At 44.1% G+C, this 14,611-nt stretch carries 10 protein-coding genes; 3 read left to right on the top strand and 7 right to left on the bottom strand.

The genetic code is table 11. From position 1 onward, the window contains the following. Positions 1 to 66: 66 nt before the first annotated feature. Both ABWY16_RS21310 and ABWY16_RS21315 read right to left on the bottom strand, forming a co-directional pair. On the bottom strand, positions 67 to 3,303 hold the full coding sequence (locus tag ABWY16_RS21310) for a UvrD-helicase domain-containing protein (protein WP_353906689.1): 3,237 nt from the start codon (positions 3,301 to 3,303) through the stop codon (positions 67 to 69). A 7-nt stretch (positions 3,304 to 3,310) separates the two neighbouring features. After that, complete coding sequence (locus ABWY16_RS21315) at positions 3,311 to 5,056, bottom strand: glycoside hydrolase family 3 protein (protein WP_353906690.1); 1,746 nt, start codon at positions 5,054 to 5,056, stop codon at positions 3,311 to 3,313. Between the two features lie 288 nt (positions 5,057 to 5,344). Between ABWY16_RS21315 and ABWY16_RS21320 the strand changes: the two genes are divergently transcribed. After that, a complete protein-coding gene (locus tag ABWY16_RS21320; RefSeq protein WP_353906691.1) occupies positions 5,345 to 5,956 on the top strand; it encodes a porin family protein in 612 nt (203 codons plus the stop codon). Positions 5,957 to 6,152: 196 nt separating this feature from the next. Next, complete coding sequence (locus ABWY16_RS21325; RefSeq protein WP_353906692.1) at positions 6,153 to 6,323, top strand: hypothetical protein; 171 nt, start codon at positions 6,153 to 6,155, stop codon at positions 6,321 to 6,323. Positions 6,324 to 6,379: 56 nt separating this feature from the next. Here the strand turns inward: ABWY16_RS21325 and ABWY16_RS21330 are convergent, their stop codons facing one another. The 5 genes from ABWY16_RS21330 to rhaT all read right to left on the bottom strand — a co-directional run bounded on the left by ABWY16_RS21330 (position 6,380) and on the right by rhaT (position 13,776). Then, positions 6,380 to 7,690: a carbohydrate porin gene (locus tag ABWY16_RS21330; RefSeq protein ID WP_353906693.1), complete on the bottom strand. Its 1,311-nt coding sequence runs from the start codon at positions 7,688 to 7,690 to the stop codon at positions 6,380 to 6,382. 168 nt (positions 7,691 to 7,858) lie between these two features. Beyond that, complete coding sequence (locus ABWY16_RS21335; protein WP_353906694.1) at positions 7,859 to 9,250, bottom strand: FGGY-family carbohydrate kinase; 1,392 nt, start codon at positions 9,248 to 9,250, stop codon at positions 7,859 to 7,861. Then, positions 9,250 to 10,524, bottom strand: a complete 1,275-nt coding sequence (locus tag ABWY16_RS21340; protein ID WP_353906695.1) for a sugar isomerase — start codon at positions 10,522 to 10,524, stop codon at positions 9,250 to 9,252. Before ABWY16_RS21340 ends, ABWY16_RS21335 begins: the two co-directional genes overlap by 1 nt. A 31-nt stretch (positions 10,525 to 10,555) precedes the next feature. Beyond that, the gene (locus ABWY16_RS21345) at positions 10,556 to 12,676 is read right to left on the bottom strand and encodes a bifunctional aldolase/short-chain dehydrogenase (RefSeq protein WP_353906696.1); all 2,121 of its coding nucleotides are present in this window, start codon (positions 12,674 to 12,676) and stop codon (positions 10,556 to 10,558) included. Positions 12,677 to 12,699: 23 nt separating this feature from the next. Continuing rightward, positions 12,700 to 13,776, bottom strand: coding sequence for an L-rhamnose/proton symporter RhaT (rhaT, locus tag ABWY16_RS21350; RefSeq protein ID WP_353906697.1), 1,077 nt, complete (start codon positions 13,774 to 13,776; stop codon positions 12,700 to 12,702). A gap of 297 nt (positions 13,777 to 14,073) precedes the next feature. Between rhaT and ABWY16_RS21355 the strand changes: the two genes are divergently transcribed. Further along, positions 14,074 to 14,611 (top strand): AraC family ligand binding domain-containing protein (locus ABWY16_RS21355; RefSeq protein ID WP_353906698.1); only part of this gene is annotated, 538 nt, incomplete at its 3' end.

Genomic DNA, 14,611 nt, shown 5'->3' on the forward strand with positions numbered 1-14,611 from the left:
GGTGCAGGTCTTTGCCCATCCTCGCTACCAGATCCTCTGCAACTTCTTTAAAAAATGACACCATGTTTAAACCAGTTTCAATTCGCCGCTATTGGCATAAAATAAATATGTGCTTACTGCCGGATACCCCATTTCCTGTAGCAGTGTGCGGTATCCGTGTACCTGTTTGATGTGGGCCGGACTTTCCTTCTGTGTAAATTTATAGTCGATCACAATCACTTCATTTTCTGATATCAGCACTTTATCCGGGCGGTAGCTTTTACCATCGCGGTCGATAATACTCTTTTCATTTACGGTTTGGGTACTGCTGCTCAGCAAACGCTGCAAATCAGCATGGGCTAAAACCGTTGTGGCCTGCTGTTGCAGGGAAGTTAGTTCTTCCTCCCTGAAGATACCTTCATTGAGCATCTCCGCGAGCACATACTCTATATCTGGGAGATCAGCTGTACGGGCCAGTAACTCGTGCAGGATACTTCCTTCCCTGCCGGGCGAAGCTGCGCCGAGCATATCCAGTTCTCTCCTCTTGAGGTCACTGTTAAATACAGCCGTTAACCGATCCGAAACCGGATACTGCGTAAGGCTGATCTGTTCTGGTTTTACAGTTTCTGCTGGTATATCTCTCTTCTTTTTTACAACCTCTTCATCCTGCAGGAACCTTCCATCTTCTGAAAGACCATCTTCTACTACCTTGATGAGCAGGTCGCCAATTGTGCTGCTGCCTTCGGTCTTTTTCCCAAAGGTGCTGATATAGAGATATTCTTTAGTTCTTGTAGTAGCTACGTAAAGCATATTCAGTGCATCCATCTGGTTATAGAGCAGTTCCTCATAATATGGAATAGCTACGGTAGATTGCCCCAGACTGGCGCTGTATTTTAAAGGGATGCGTTCCAACTGGTGATAGGGCGTATTGGCGGCGGGCACCCAGAATATGGAATTTGTTTTTCCATTGATATCCCAGTTGCAGAAAGGGATCATCACCACTTTAAAGGCCAGACCTTTGGATTTATGGATCGTAATTACCTGCACGGCATCGGTGCTGTCTGATGAAGGCAATGTTTTCCTGCTGCCTTCCTCGTCCCAGTATTTCAGGAATGAGGTGATGCCTTTTTCGCCCTGCCGGCCGATGTTTCCTGTGAGATCCCTCAATGCAAATAAATATGGCAGATGGATAGAACCGGAATGGGTATTTAAGCCGTAAGCAGCCATTAACTTTTCCAGCAATTCTGGAAGTGGCTGTTGCATCCAGCTGCGCCAGTGTGTACAAAGTTCCTGTGGAAGTACAGCCGGCAATTCTTCCAGGGTTTTATCTTTCAGATTAAACAAGTCTGCAGGATTCAGGATCCTATCCTGCAGCTGTGCATATAAACTGATACAGTTTGCTTTATACAAAGCTGTGTTTTCTGTAAGGCCCGCCATCACCTTCAACGTATCTATTAACAGGTTTACTGCAATGTTATTCCCGATTAACAGGGCTTCGCCTGAGATAACACTGATTTGGTTTTCCATCAATGCATCCACTACTGCAATTGCCTCTGCATTGGAGCGTACAAGTACACAGGCATCTCCTGGCCGGTAACGTTTCTCCAGCAGCAATAAGCGCTGCAGGGTTTCTACCATTTTGCGCAGGGCTTCGGCTTTGAAACCTGTTGATTTCAGCGGAGCCCCGTCGGCATCTGTTTTGAGTACATTGATATCAATTGTACCTCCGGCAGCAGTGCCTGGATTTATCTTTTGTCTGGCCTCAGCATAGACGTTTGTCATGATCTGATTGAAGCCCTTTTCTTCCCACCACATGTTCAGCTCTGCATTAGAACTCTGGCTGCTGATGGTATCGTTGATATTTTGCTGCATCAGTATCGGCAATGCCCGAAACAACAAATTATTGAACGCTATAATATTTTCTGTACTGCGATAGTTTTCTTCGAGACTGGCATCGGTAACGTAGGTAACGCCAATGTCCTGTTTTGCCTGCTGATGCAGAATATTCCAATCGCCATTACGCCAGCGGTAAATAGACTGCTTTACATCCCCCACAATCAGGTGGTCGATCAGCTTGCCATTGGCTTCGGCCATTGCATTTTTCAGCAGGGGCTTAAAGTTGCCCCACTGGTTTGCAGAAGTATCCTGGAACTCATCAAATAAAAAATGCCTGTACCTGCTACCTGTCTTTTCCCAGATAAAGGCCGGGTTATCGTCATCCTCACCTGTAATCCCCTTAAGTAAATTCTGCGCATCGCTGATCAGCAGGTTGCCGCTTTCCTCGCGGTAACTTTTCAGCAGTACTGCCATTTCCTGCATCAACCTTAGGTAATACAGGTTTTTGTTGAAGGCCTGTGCGAGAATATATTCTGGCAGCCGTTCAAGATAGCCTGTATTCAATTCCCGGATGACGGGGTTCAGCGAATCATAAAGCGACATATCCGATCCCGGTTTAAACCATTCATCGGGTTCATCTATTAATTTGGTAAGGCTGTCCATTTTTTCCAGTTCACCGGCTGCGATCCTTTTCAGGTTGTTGAGGGGCGAACGGGATTTTCCTTTTAAATGATCAGGATTTACGCCTGAAGAATCGAACAATTCAGAAGCCTTTGCAGATAGCTGGCTCACCATCTCTTCAAAGGAGCTGATATGTTTTTTGGTTTCTTTACCGTAGTTTGTAAACAATTCGTTGAGGTTGGTATGCTGAACCAGTTCCTGTATCGCGTTGTCGAAAGGCTGGTAGCGTTCCTTAAAGATCTCTCCCGCAAGGTCAGTCAGCTCGGTCCTGTAGTTCCAGCTGATATTGTTGCTGATCCTGTCCAGTGCCAGGTCAATGATCCACTGCAACAGGTTGGGATTATTATCCAGCTGCTGGTCAAGCCTGTCGGCCAGATCATTTTTCACCTTGTCAAAATTCATTTCGAGGGCATAGCCCGAATCCAGGCCAAGCTCAAAGGCAAAACCACGGATGACCTTTTGGACAAAACCATCGATGGTACTGACCGAAAAGCGGCTGTAATCATGCAGGATTTTTTTATAGATCCGCTCGGATTTTTCCTGGAGTGTCTGCTCATTTAGATCGGGATGTGCCTTTAGTACCAGCTCCCGGTAATCTTTTACTCCTTCATCGCCAGTGGCAAACCCCTTCAGCACTTCCATGATCCGGGATTTCATTTCTTCTGTTGCCTTGTTGGTGAAAGTTACCGCCAGGATCTCCCTGTACTTGGTTTCTCCCGAAAGCAACAGTGTTAAATAATGCGCGGTAAGGCTGAATGTCTTACCTGATCCTGCGGAAGCCTGTAATATTTTGAGGGGCTGAAGCATTGCGGGTTTATAAACTATTTACCAGGGTGATATTGATACCATCGCCATATTTAAAGGATGGGTTAACCGATACCGGCAGTTTACCTGTTGGCGCCAGCTGGTTTTTAAATACCGAGGCCGCAGCTATCTGCATGAAATCTTCCTTTTGATAAGCAACTACAAGCGCCTTGCTTTTTTCTATGCCCGGGATGCTTGCCAGGTTGTACGGATTAGCGAATAAGGCAAAAACTGCATTTTTATAAGCCATATTGCTGATAAAGGATTTCACATCATTGCTGAGCGGCATCCCATTTCCAGGACGAGCGCGACTGTCGTGGATACCGATTATTACCTGATCTGTAGAAGTAAAAGTACCAATCAGTTTGTTGATCATACTGATATCTGCATTTGCAGGAAGGTTCAGCAGGTCAGAGTTTTTATAGAATTTACGGAGTTCCTGCTGGAAAGTTGTTGTTGGAATCGAACCAATGCTCAGGATAATAGTATGCTGCTCGGGAGACAACGCTTTTATCGCACCGGAGCCATTGAGAAGTGTCATGGATGCATCGGCAAGCTGCTGTAACAATATCTTGCTTTCAAGCCTGTTTACACCTGCCTGTACATTGTATGTATCAATTGTGTCTTTTTTATTTAATCCAGCCCAGTACTTGGCCATCAGGATTTTTTTAACACTCGAATCTATACGTGCCATACTGATCCTTTCTTCCCTTACAGCTTTGCGCACCAGTTTTACTGCTCTTCTGCTGTTTTCTGAAAGTTCGAGGATATCATTTCCAGCGATCACACCCAATACATCGGCTGTGCCTTCTTTAAAGTTTTTCACTACCCCTTTCATTTCCATTGCGTCAGACACTACGAGTCCCCGGAAACCCAGTTCATCTTTCAGTAGTCCCGTTACGATGGGTTTTGATAAGGTTGAGGGGAGGTTCGGTGTTTTATCTAAAGAAGGGATATTCATGTGGGCAACCATCACTCCCGCTGCGCCTCCCCTGATCAGTTCTTTGAAAGGGTACATTTCAAGACTGTCCAGACGTGCTTTCGTAAAGTTTAACTGTGGCAGGTCGTAATGCGAGTCTACATCAGTATCACCATGGCCAGGAAAGTGTTTGATACTTACAAGCAGACCACCGTCCTGCATACCGCGCACATAGGCCGCAGCTTTAGTTGCTACATTATATTTATTCTCCCCGAAAGATCTGTAATTGATGATCGGGTTTTTAGGATTGTTGTTGATATCTACATCCGGACCTAAGTTCATCTGCATTCCGATTCTCTTATAGTCCTTTGCTACCTGCAAACCCATCTGGTAAATCAGGTCTGTATTCTGAATAGCTCCCAGTGCCATCTGGTAAGGGTAAGATAATGTACTGTCCAGACGCATGCCCAGCCCCCATTCCCCGTCTGATGCGATCAGCAGGGGTATTTTTGCCAGTGCCTGGTATTTATTGGTCAGGATTGCCTGTCTTCCCGGCCCACCCTGAAAAAATACAAGTCCGCCGATCCGTTCTTTTTTGATAACGTTTCCTACAGAGTCTTCATAAGCTTTCCCAAGGTTGGTGTGTGCACGTACAAAAAACAGCTGGGCAATCTTCTGCCGTTTTCTCATGTGCTGAAAAACTGAATCTACCCATTGATTGGGTTCATCCAGCATCTGGATATAGGATTTATTTTGTGCCTGAACATTTTGTGCGCTGACAGAATATATGGTAGAGCACAGCAGAATGATAGCGCTGAAGATTTGCCTTTTGATCATGAATGGTAGTGTATATATACCAAAGTTAATCAAATTGAACAAAGGTGTGTCAGATGACCGGGTTTTTCGGCACCGTTCTGTTTAGCTCTCCTGGTAATGTATCAAATTTGATACAATTTTTAAATTTTGTCAGATGAAAAGAAAAAAGAGATAGTACATGCAGAAACGCTTCGCAAGCAACTGTATATCAATTGATAAAGGATGTTATCATTTTAGACAAGAGTCCGCAATCCCAAACTGGCACATTTCTTTCAATGCTCTGTCCAAACAACCACAAATATTACGACTATGAAAAAGATCTTTATTTTGGCTATAGGCCTTTTTGTTGCTACGGCAGCAAGTGCACAGGATAGAATTAAATTTGGAATTAAAGGGGGGCTGAACTATTCAGACATTATCGAACGTAATGGTAACAATAACTTTGATACTGAAGCTAAAGCAGGCTTCAATGCGGGTGTTACCTTAGAAATCCCTTTAATCGCAGGATTACAGTTTACACCAGAAGTTTTATATGCACAAAAAGGCTACAAAAACACTTACTCTTACGGAACGTTCAAACAGACTACAAACTTTATTGACGTACCAATCCTTTTCGCTTTTAGATTGGGAAGCAGCTTTAATATCGTTGCGGGTCCACAGGTATCGTTCCTGTTATCCACTAAAAACAAATTCGAGAATGGATTTGGTACAGTAGAAGAAACCTATGTAGAGGATGATTCTGACAGATTCAAGAAAAGCCTTGTTGGTGGTGTAATTGGTTTCAGGTACGATGTAAACGATAAGTTTGATATTCATGCCCGTTATGCAATAGACTTTCAGAAAAATAACGAAGACGGAACTCAATATACACCGGAATACAGAAACCAGGTATATTCTGTCGGCGTAGGTATTAAATTCTAATCAGCATTCAATAATTTCCAATCCTTTGGAAAAACAGGCCCCGGCTTCTTTCAATAGAACCGGGGTTTTGTATGATCAGTTCAAAGCGTATTTGAGGTTAAATCAAACAAAGCAGATTTTAGAACGTTTTATAATCACATTAACAGTACAAGGCTGTAACATCAAGCCTTATAATTTAAAACTAAATCATATTGTTATGAAAGATCAAGATTTAAGACAAGGTCAGAAACAACAGGGAAACCCTACCTCTGACCGTGCACATCATGAAGTTAAAAACGATAAGAAACAAAATGGGATTACCAACGGTGGAGGACAGCGATCCGACCAGACTTCAAACAAAGATAATCAGCGTAAGCGTGGTGAATAACCCATATCATTGACCATACAAGGAAAAGCCGTTCATGATTGAGCGGCTTTTTTTCGTTAAAACTCAACATGCGCCCTTAAAGCAAAAGCATTTACCGGGCCGCGGTCTTTGTTATAAGCAGGGTGCAGCACAAACTGATAATCGGGCGACAAGAAGAACTTGTGCTGATATACGTTTACCTTATAATATACTTCCGCTATCATTTCAGGTGCATAATTCAGTTTCCCATCTCCAATAATAAACCCGTATCCGCCGGCCGCTAGATAATCACGGTGATCTTCCGAGATCCCATTCCCTACAAAGGCCAGCCCTATTTCTGCATCTTTCTGTGTCCAGCTCCTGCCATTGAGCACTGCACCGAAACTTATCGACCGGTCTATCTCTGTAAAAGCCCAGGTTTCGGTTTTGCCATCATTATAGCTGGTTTTAAGAAAAACCCCAAGATTGCTGTTTACGTTTTGTTCTGCATTTATGCCAAAACCATATTTTTCGCGGCCATATGCGCGGGTTTCTGTAACATCAGGAGCAAGAGGATTTTGTTCGATCGACAAAAGGTAGCTTCCCATTTTGGCCGAATTGTTAAAACCAAGTATACGGATGGTTCCCTTTTGGTCGCTGATGGTATATCGTTTTTCGTATTCCAGTGTAAAAGCATGAGCTTTTCCAATCTTGCCATCCCAGACTGATCCGTTTGCACTGTTTGTTACCATGGTTGTTGCCAGTCGCAACGACCAGTCTGGCTGCCCAAACTCAAACACAGTACCAAATACATAACCCCTTGTATTTGCAGGATAATCCCAGGCACCATTGGCCATCAGCGACCAGTTCATGAACTGTGACCTGGCATCATGACTGAATGCATTATTATCAAAAAAATCACTCAAGCCAAATTTACCTGCTGTAATAGAAAAATATCTTTTTTTACGGTAACCCGCAAGCTGGTTCTGATCATCAGCGAGAGTATCCACTTCGCTGCCCCATCCAAAGGTTTGTACCAGGTAAGCTCTGGCGATGTAAATAGCAGGTTCCGGGGAGCCTACCCTAAACGTTTCCCCATTGCTGAAGCCAGCCAGGCCTAAAGTCTGGCTAAAGCCCTTTCCCCCTGACATCTCCGGATTAAAGTAAGCTTCGGCCCCTCTCCATAAGCGGGCACCGCCAAATAAAGTTGTTGTTAATGAGGTAGCTGTTTCATGGGCCGTAGAAAGACTGTTATCGCCGGAATATTTTGCGCTGAAACCAGGTTTAGTCTGCGTAATAACTGTTTGCTGGAAATGCAGGTTAAATCTTTTTCTGATCAGACTGTCAGTTTGTGCAAAACCTTTACATACGATCATGATCGCGAAAGACAGCAATACCATTTTTTTCATAAATCAGCTTCTAAATTTAACTGGCAGCAATTTAACGCATTACTCCGGTGCCCATCTTAAACTAAGATTAAAATTAAAAGTTTGGATGATCCCAAAATATAAAATGCCTGTCGGCACATTGGCAGAATCTCTGCCCTTGCGGCCGACAGGCATTTAAAATTTCAGAACTTAAAGCGCCAGATCATTGTTAGAAGCATAATACTTCAGTTCAATAATATCATTTGGCATCGGTTTCGTATTCCAGCATTTATGAATTGCAAGTGCAGTTCCGATTGCGGTAGCCTGCGCCATTGAAGCGGCAAAAACTTCCATTTCCGGAAACATCATTGCCAGGAGGTTCATGTAAATGGCATTTTTACTAAAGCCGCCGTCCACAAAAATCCTTTTCACCTTGCTGTCTCCTATCACCAATTTTGTAGAAGCCAGCTGCTGGCGTGCAATATCGAGGATAAACTGATGGTAAGCAATTTTGTCTGATGAAAAAGATGACAGGTCGCGCGTAACGAAAGCAGAGTCTTTACTCCATACCGGTACAGCGGGTTCGCCACGGTTTTCCATTTCGCGCAGCAGGTTATAAATAATTCCTGCATCGTATTTCATGTTCCTGTACCGCCCCGGACCCTGGTTAAAATGTGAGGATATCCTTTTCAGCTGCTGCTCATGTTCGTATCCTGCAAATATCCGGGAAGCTTTTACCGGCTTGCCTTTATACTGCATATAAGAAAGACAGTCCTGTTCCAGTTCCTCCGGTTGTAATGGCGAGGAATTAAAAGGATTAAGCGTAATACACCAGGTACCTGTAGAGATCAGTGCGAAGGGTTCATGGAAATTGATCAGGTAAGGGATCAGCGCCGCTGAACTATCATGCAGCCCCACACCAACTTTATACTGATTTCCGGGAAATTCCGAAGGAAAAACCTCATCTCCATCTACAATAGGGGCCAGCTTTTTGTCAAGCCCCTCTTTTTTCACCCAGTCGTGGTAATCATTTTTTGTAAAATCCCACAGCTGCGTATGGCATCCGATACTGGTCAGGTCAGAATACTCTGCCCCGGAAACCAGGTAACTCAGGTACTGTGGCAGATGGAGTGCATATTTTAGCTTTTTAAATATGGCCGGCTGTTCCTTTTTCAACCGGTACAGCTGCATACCCGAGTTCAGGCTGTCCAGAACCGGCGAAGCTGTGGCCGCAGAAATAACATTTTCCCCTCCATATTTTTTATAAAACTCCTTCTTAAGATCTTCGGGATAAGCCTTCAGGTAATTGTACAATGGTGCCAGTGGTTTCCCATATTCATCTATATAAACGAAACTGGCGCCGTAGGTAGAGAAATTGATCGCCCTGATCTCAAACTCCTTCCTTCTGAGCACTTCGCGCAGCGAGTCATAAACTGACAGCCTTAAGCTTTCCAGGTTTTCACAGGGGTCCCCGTCCTCATCAAAAGTTTCGATGAAGCGGGCGGAACGTTCAAAAACGATCTTATAATTCTCGTCGAACAGGAAGATCTTTTTATTGGTCTTCCCTACGTCGAAAATTACGACAACTGGCACCGCACTCATTACAATCCTGTGGCTACAGTTTTCAAACCTCTGTTACTGATCAGGTTTTCCCTGACCTTCAGTTCGCGGTACAGTTGTACCGGCTGTGCAGCTCCACCTGTTCTCAGTCTAGCTTCCTGTACGATAGCTCTCACATCTGTACGGAAGGCATCCTGCAGGATCTCCTGGCAGCGCACTACGTCATTTTCCTGCTGTGCAATGGTCAGGGCTTCCCTGTCTACCAGTAAAGCCTGTGTATATGAAATCATGATTGCCTCTACTGATTGCAATAAATCTTCGAGAGGGTCTTTCACGTTATGAGAAGCATCGATCATCCAGCCTAAACCAGTTGCGTGGTCTATACCTTTGGCATCCATACCTTCGACAAGTTCATTGAAGATCAGGAACAACTGGTAAGGTTTCATGCTACCTGCCGTCAGATCATCATCACCATATTTGGAATCATTGAAGTGGAAACCACCCAGTTTACCTTCCATTAATAAGAGGGATACGATCTGCTCGATATTTGCATTTGGCAAATGGTGACCTAAATCTACCAGTGTGTAGGCTTTTGGGCCTAATTTGCTTGCATATAATAAGGACTGGCCCCAATCTCCCACCGTAGTGGAATAGAAATTAGGTTCAAAAGCTTTATACTCTACAAAAACCTTCCATGCATCCGGCAATGCCGAATAGATTTCCTCTAAACTTTCCAGTGTATTCTGGAATGCCTTTCTGAAATTTAACTGACCTGGGAAACATGAACCGTCAGCAAGCCATACTGTAAGGGCATCAGAACCTAGTGCTACACCCTGACGGATTACTTCGATATTATGATCGATTGCCTGCTGGCGTACTGCTTTATCTACATGCTGCAGGGAACCAAACTTATAGCTCAGTTTCTGATCTGCCTGATCCTGGAATGTATTTGAGTTCATTGCGTCGAAACGCAGGTTGTGGTGTGCCGCCAAAGATTTGATTGCGTCATAATCTGTTGGGATATCCCATGGGATGTGCAGGGAGATGGCTCCGCTCGACTGGTTCAGCTTATGCAATAAACCTATATCCTCAATTTTCTCCTCCAGGCTGCGTGGTTCGCCGCCACCGGAGAATCTTCCAAAACGTGTACCACCCGTACCCAAAGCCCAGCTTGGAATAGCGATCTGAAACTTGATCAGCTTACTGATCACCTCTTCTACCTTTGCATTTTCTGATGCAGCGAAACTAAATCTTTGCTTGTGAGCAGCTTCTAACTTCTCATTGTGGGCATCAATCTGATATTTCTCTATTTCCATTGTCTTTATTCTTATTGTATTAAAAACCTAATTATCTTACGAACGCCATAGCTACTCCGCCATCTACGTTCAACACATTACCTGTAGACTTGCTTAATTGTCCGCCTACAAATACCAAACATGCATTGGCAATATCTTCAGGCAGGATAATTTTATCAAGTAAAGTACGCTTTGCATAAAATGCAGGCAGCTCTTCAACTTTTACACCATATGCTTTTGCACGGCCCGCAGCCCAGTCGCCCTCCCAGATCTTACTGTCTGAGATCACGGCATCAGGGTTAACCACATTTACACGGATTTTATCTGCACCAAGTTCTGCTGCATTTAACCTGCTCAAATGTAATTGTGCTGCTTTTGCTGATCCGTAACCTGCATTGTTAGGACCTGAAACAAGGGCATTTTTACTTACAATATTCAGGATATCGCCACCAATAGCTTGTTTGCGCATCACCCCTACAGAAGCCTGGGTAACTTTGAACTGGCCTTTTACCAGAACATCATATAATAAGTCCCAGTCTTTATCAGTATGTTCTTCAATTGGTTTAGAGATCGATAATCCCGCACAGTTTACCACGATGTCTACTCCGCCAAAGGCGAGGGCAGCAATATGGAAAGCATTTGTGATATCATCACCGCTGGTTACATCCAGTAAAGCAGTTGTATAGGCATCTTTACCATACTGCGCTAAAAATTCAGCATCAGCTTTCTCCAAACGGCCGGCATCATTGTCGTTGATCACAACAACTGCACCTTCATCTACAAATTTCTTTGCGATAGCTTTACCTATACCACCTGCACTACCTGTAACCAGTGCGATTTTACCAGAAAGTGCTTTTGGTTTTGGCATTCTCTGCAGTTTTGCTTCCTCCAGTAACCAGTATTCGATATTGAAAGCTTCCTGGCGCGGCAATGAAGTATATTCAGAGATCGCTTCGGCACCTTTCATTACATTGATGGCATTGGTATAAAATTCTGCCGCCACGCGGGTCGTTTGTTTATCTTTTGAAAAAGAGAACATGCCGATACCTGGATATAAAATGATAACCGGGTTTGAATCGCGGATAGCGGGGCTGTTCGGATGTTTGCAGGTTTCATAATAATCAGCATACATTTTACGGTATGCCACAAATGCCGGCGCCAGTCTTTCTTTTAATGCTGCAGGATCAGAAAGATCTTCATCAGGGCTTAAATCAAGTACCAGCGGACTGATTTTGGTACGCAGGAAGTGATCCGGGCAGCTTGTTCCCAGTGGGGCCAGCCTGTCCAGGTCGTTTGAGTTGATGAATTCCAGTACGCGTGCATCATCAGTAAAATGGCCAACCATATGTCTTTCACTTGAGCAGAATCCACGTAGGATTGGAGCCAGCAATGCAGCCTGCGCCTCTCTTTGTGTTTTTTCAGGACTGCCAATTTTTTGTCCGCCGAATACAGGGCCTTTTTTACCATAGTTTTCTTCAAGGTAAATGGCACATTTTTCAATCACCTCCAGGGTATTGATGTAACTTTCGTATGCTGTATCTCCCCAGGTGAACAATCCGTGCGAGCCCAGCATGATCCCGATAATCCCCGGGTTTTCATCCAGGCATGCTTTTAACTGCAGGCCAAGGTCGAAACCTGGTTTCTGCCATTCTACCCATCCAATTTTCCCGTCAAACAGGTCATGCGTGATCTGCTTGCCATCTTTAGCTGCGGCAATAGCAATTGCTGCGTCTGGATGAAGGTGGTCAATATGTTTAAATGGCAGGAAGCCGTGTAATGGGGTATCGATAGAGGGTGCTTTGGAATTCAGGTCGTATATGCAATGGTTGAACAACTCTACCATTTCATCTTCCATTTCAATTCCCTTATAGATATTCTTCAGGCTTCTCAGGCGCTCTACGTATAAAGCGGCCAGGCCATTGCGTTTCAGGGTTCCTATATCACCACCGGAACCTTTGATCCACATGACTTCCACGGTATCACCCGTTAGCGGGTCAATAGCATCGGCTTTGCAGGAAGTGTTTCCGCCACCGTAATTGGTAAGGCGCAGATCTGCTCCCAGCAGGTTAGAGCGATAAAGTAACAGGGCAACCTCGTCTCCTGCGAGCTTGGCTGCTTCAGTCTCGTCCCATAAATAACTTACGTGCTTAAAACGGTCTTTTTCGTCAGACATATCATTAATGTTTATAAATGTTACTATTTAATTGAGTTTCCGTATCCAACGATCATGATGGATATAATGATGAATAAAATACCTGTAAGAACTGTGTATAATGTTTTTTTGCTTACTGCCGACCATTCCTTTAATACTAGTCCCCATACATTGGCTACCAGTATAATAAATGCCATATGGAGGATCCATGAACTGGCACCATTGCCCAGCTTGCTCTCTCCCATTCCGTAGAAGAAGAACTGCAGGAACCAGGTTGTACCGGCCAGTGCAGAAAAAATATAATTGGAAAGCAATGGTGTTTTTTTGTTCGTGTAATCACTGAATGTCTTATTACGTGCATTCAGCACCATACACCAGAACAGGTTAGTGGTTAAACCACCCCAGAGGATGATCACATAAGTGACGTTGTTCTGGTAGAGAAACTCTCCCTGTCCGGGATGCAGGGTTTTCCAGAGAACATTGGCTTCATTGGCCATATCCTTTCCTGCATCTATACCAAAAGCGAAGCAGGCACTTAAGATTCCTGAAATTATCGCAACGATCAAACCCAGACCGATCTTGAACTCGGCGCTTTCTTTGGTCTCCTGCTGTTTGGCAAGATCCTTTTCCTTCATCATTCCGGCCCTGCCGCATAATATAATACCGAGCACACAAACCAGCAGTCCGGCAATCACCCATTGACCCCAGGGACTACTGATGATATGTGTGAAACTGTCTTTCCCGTCTTTAGGGTTGAAATCATAATAAATAGATGGAAGCAGTGCGCCGAAAACGGAGCTGAGCCCCAGAATGATAGAACTGCCCAGCGAGACGCCCAGGTACCGCACGCCCAGACCATATGTGAGTCCGCCAATGCCCCAGAGCAGGCCGAAGAAATAAGTTAATCCTAAAATAGAACCGCTGGTATGCTGAATAATTTCACTGAAACCAGGAATAGTAAGAAAAGCCGCCAATGGGGGAACAATCAGCCAGGAGAAGATCCCGCCAACAATCCAGTAACTTTCCCAGGCCCAGCCTTTAACTTTTTTGTAGGGGATGTAAAAACTTCCGGAGGCAAAGCCGCCGATAAAATGGAATATGACTCCAAAAATAATTTGCATAATATTTTTTGATATCTGGTTAGAAAAATATGACAAGTATAAAGCTTGCAATCGGCTTAACTGTACTTAACTGTCCTGCTCCGCAAGAAGTGTCTTTCTTTTTTTTGTATTATTAATGGTTACCCGCGTTATGGAAAACGAGAGAGTTCACATTTGGTAAAGCTAATTTATCATTAATGCCTCTGGCATACCTGTATGTTTTGATATTTGACCTGTATTATTTGACAATAAGGGTAGATTCATAATTTCTTAGTAGATTTATTTCCAATTTCTGCAAGTAAACCAATTATAAAACTGATGACCAATTATTATAAATATCTTCCTTTAAGTACTGAAGATAAGAAGTGGGGACTACATATTCTGAATGCGGGTTGCATCAGCACTGCTGCCGCGGCAAACTATCCCATCCTTACTCATCCGGCCGATTATTACTTTAACTGGAACAATGGCAGGATACTGGATGAATACCAGTTCCTTTATATTACCAAGGGGACAGGAATTTTTGAATCTGACAGCTGCAAATACCAGTCGGTAAAGGCAGGTACAGTCCTGGTGCTCTTTCCAGGCGAGCGACACCGTTATAAACCTAATGAAGAAACCGGTTGGGACGAATACTGGATAGGGCTTAAAGGAGAGATTATGGACAATCTGGTGCAGAACGGATTCTTTAAACCTGATGCCCCGTGTCTGTACATCGGTTTCAATGAACAGATCTTCAATTTATTCGATACGATTATTGAGAAGACAAAAACGGAACTGAGCGGTTACCAGCCACTGGTATCGGGTGCCGCTTTGCATTTAATGGGCAGCTTACATGCTGCTTTGAAGCAGAATT

The sequence above is a fragment of the Pedobacter sp. genome (genome assembly GCF_040513095.1).
Lineage (GTDB): Bacteria > Bacteroidota > Bacteroidia > Sphingobacteriales > Sphingobacteriaceae > Pedobacter.